Consider the following 2,618-nt stretch of genomic DNA (forward strand, 5'->3'; position numbering starts at 1 on the left):
AAAGAAGAACAACAGGAGAAGAAGGAGAAAGTTTTTTTATAACTAATTATCCGGAAATGATATTAATTATAAAAAAATATGGCGTTGGTAAAGCGCGTGTATGATATTAATCTTAATTACTGAGGAGTCAACCCACCCACGCCCCTCCCAGGAGGGGAGGGAGGAGGGGAAGTCAGAACTCAGAACTCAGGAGAGAAGAAAGAAGAAGAAAGAGGAATAGAAGGAGAAAGTTTTTTGGTCGCGTAAACGGAATGGAGTTCGATCGCGCTCTGATCCAGACATGATATCATACCTCAAATTACCAACGCCAAAAATATAAATAATACATCTTAACATATCTACATTAATTAGCAACAAATCTAAAAATTTAGATGAGGTAAATTTCTATATTATGGATGTGTTAGTTGCTGAGGAATTGGCTATAAATCACCAAAAAACTATCTAATGAAGACTATTTCTAATAGTTTATCCATTAGACTTATCCAAAAACTAGATTTTGGCCTTTGATATCATGTCCGGTAGCATCGGAGCGTGTATAAAATTAAGGTGACAATAGGATAAAACCTTCTGCCTCCTGCCTCCAGCATAGCTGCCTTCCTTCCAGCAAAGTCTAATTATTCAAACAGACATGATATGATTCATAATTGAGGGTCATTTGCAGCAGATATGTCTTCTATAAAGAGAAAAAACCATGGTCAAGATTGAAGATACACAAGAAAGAAAAAGACTGATTGAAGATCGTAACTCATTAAAACCTAAAAAATGGCGGGAGGAAGTTAGCCAGGGTGATTTATCCCCTGGTTGAATAACGACGCGCGGGTTTTAACCCGGTGTTACTTTCCGGTTTGGTTTTCAATGTACTTCCTAACAGTCTCCGTTGAAGCATTTCCGGTTGTAGCACAGAAAAAGCTAGGGGTCCAAAGTGTGGGCAATTTTAGCAATAAGCGGAAATTCTTTTCTCAAATGATGAGAAGCTCTACCTTTGACTCGTTTGATAATGACAGAGGCTGCAAAAGTTGGATCAACTTCTAAAAATAAATGTACATGGTCTGGCATTATTTCTAATGCTATTAGTCTCCAATCATGCGAGCGTACATAACTCAAAAATAATCTGTTGCAACCGTTGTTTTACGTCATTTGGTGAAAAACCCGAAAGGTGGGAGCCATCAGGAAAGCGTGTTAATCGTGGTTTGTACCGTTCAGCAACAGGTAAATTGATTAATGCCGATGCTAATGGTGCTGGAAATATTATCAAAAAAGTAGCAACACAGCTAAGTTTAGATTTAGCCAAGGTTGGTAGGGAAGTTTTGATGCTTCCACAACGATATAAGTTGGACGATCTAACTAGAAAATATCGTAAGCAGTGTGTCGCGTGGCTTTAGCCCGCGTAAGCATATCCGCTTAGAATCCAGGGTGTTTTAACCCCTGGAGACATCAAATTTAGACTCTGATTTCAAAAAGAGAGCTGATTGGTTCTTGCAAAACCGTCAGGATTTGACAAAAGGGGAGAATGTTTACTTTGATAATACAGACAGTAATCTCATGGAAGGAGGAGTAGCTTTCTCTCTAGTTAACCCTACCAGACTCCGATTAGTTCTGAAAAGAATGCTTGATGAATCTGAATTTTTCGGACCTTATGGTATTCGAGGATTATCTAAATCTCATGAGCCACCTAATTCCTATAAATTACCTTTTAGCATCAGAACAAAGAGTGGCAACTACATTCAACCTGAAGTAGAATATGAGCCAGCAGAATCGAGATTTGGTCTGTTTGGAGGTAATTCTAATTGGCGTGGTCCGGTTTGGATGCCTGTTAACTTTTTGATTATTGAATCCCTGCGAAAATACCATTACTGTTTAGGAGATGATTTCAAAGTAGAATGTCCTACAGGTTCAGGAAATATGATGAATCTTTCGGAGGTAGCTGCAGAAATTTCTCATCGTTTGATCAAAATTTTCTTGCCAAAAGATGGTCAAACTCAACGACCTGTTTATGGCGCAACGGAAAAGTTTCAAACTGACCCCAATTGGAATAATTACATTCTGTTCTATGAGTATTTTCATGGGGATAATGGTGCAGGTATTGGAGCTAGTCATCAAACTGGTTGGACAGGAGTAGTAGCAGAACTAATCCAACAACATGGTGCTTATATTGCTAGAGGAAAACGCCCTGAGTAGAAATTAGTACAAACTAACACAATTCCCTCCGTGGCAATCTCCTAAAATAGAGATTGCTGTGGCTAGTATATCGCGATCAAGACAAGTACAGCGAGGCCGAACCACAGCAATCTCCTAAAATAGAGATTGCTGTGGCTAGTATATCGCGATCAAGACAAGTACAGCGAGGCCGAACCACTTTACTAACCTGCTTTAGCCATCTATGAAAAAGCATATGGTGGTGATGAAGGAGTCAGTCCTCAGTCCTCAGGAGTCAGGAGGGAAGAAGAAAGAGGAGTATAAGGAGAAAGTTTTTTGGTCGCGTAAGCGGAAAGGAGTTCTATAAATCACCAACGCCAAAAATCAAATCAATTATTGCACAGAGACTATCGATTCTTTCCCCCTACTCCCTACTCCCTACTCCCTACTCCCTACTCCCTACTCCCTCTTTTCTGGAGATG

4 protein-coding genes are annotated in these 2,618 nt (G+C 39.7%); 2 read left to right on the plus strand and 2 right to left on the minus strand.

Going from position 1 to position 2,618, the window contains the following annotated elements; translation table 11 throughout:
• Positions 1-833 precede the first annotated feature (833 nt).
• Positions 834-941 carry a transposase gene (locus tag D5R40_RS43255; RefSeq protein WP_353735677.1) on the minus strand — a complete coding sequence of 36 codons (108 nt, stop codon included), beginning with the start codon at positions 939-941 and terminating at the stop codon, positions 834-836.
• On the minus strand, positions 910-1,056 hold the full coding sequence (locus tag D5R40_RS40415; protein WP_240038719.1) for a transposase: 147 nt from the start codon (positions 1,054-1,056) through the stop codon (positions 910-912). The genes D5R40_RS43255 and D5R40_RS40415 overlap by 32 nt, the downstream gene beginning before the upstream one ends.
• A gap of 8 nt (positions 1,057-1,064) precedes the next feature.
• Between D5R40_RS40415 and D5R40_RS40420 the strand changes: the two genes are divergently transcribed.
• Together D5R40_RS40420 and D5R40_RS31965 are read left to right on the plus strand one after the other, a co-directional pair.
• Complete coding sequence (locus tag D5R40_RS40420; protein ID WP_338043109.1) at positions 1,065-1,382, plus strand: hypothetical protein; 318 nt, start codon at positions 1,065-1,067, stop codon at positions 1,380-1,382.
• A 94-nt stretch (positions 1,383-1,476) separates the two neighbouring features.
• Complete coding sequence (locus D5R40_RS31965) at positions 1,477-2,178, plus strand: MGH1-like glycoside hydrolase domain-containing protein (protein ID WP_205127184.1); 702 nt, start codon at positions 1,477-1,479, stop codon at positions 2,176-2,178.
• Positions 2,179-2,618 lie beyond the last annotated feature (440 nt).

This window comes from Okeania hirsuta (assembly GCF_003838195.1).
GTDB classification, from domain to species: domain Bacteria; phylum Cyanobacteriota; class Cyanobacteriia; order Cyanobacteriales; family Microcoleaceae; genus Okeania; species Okeania hirsuta.

Coding starts and splice junctions, on each gene's coding strand:
- D5R40_RS40415 (WP_240038719.1), bottom strand. CDS start 1,056: ATGCCAGACCATGTACATTTATTTTTAGAAGTTGATCCAACTTTTGCA.
- D5R40_RS40420 (WP_338043109.1), top strand. CDS start 1,065: ATGCTATTAGTCTCCAATCATGCGAGCGTACATAACTCAAAAATAATC.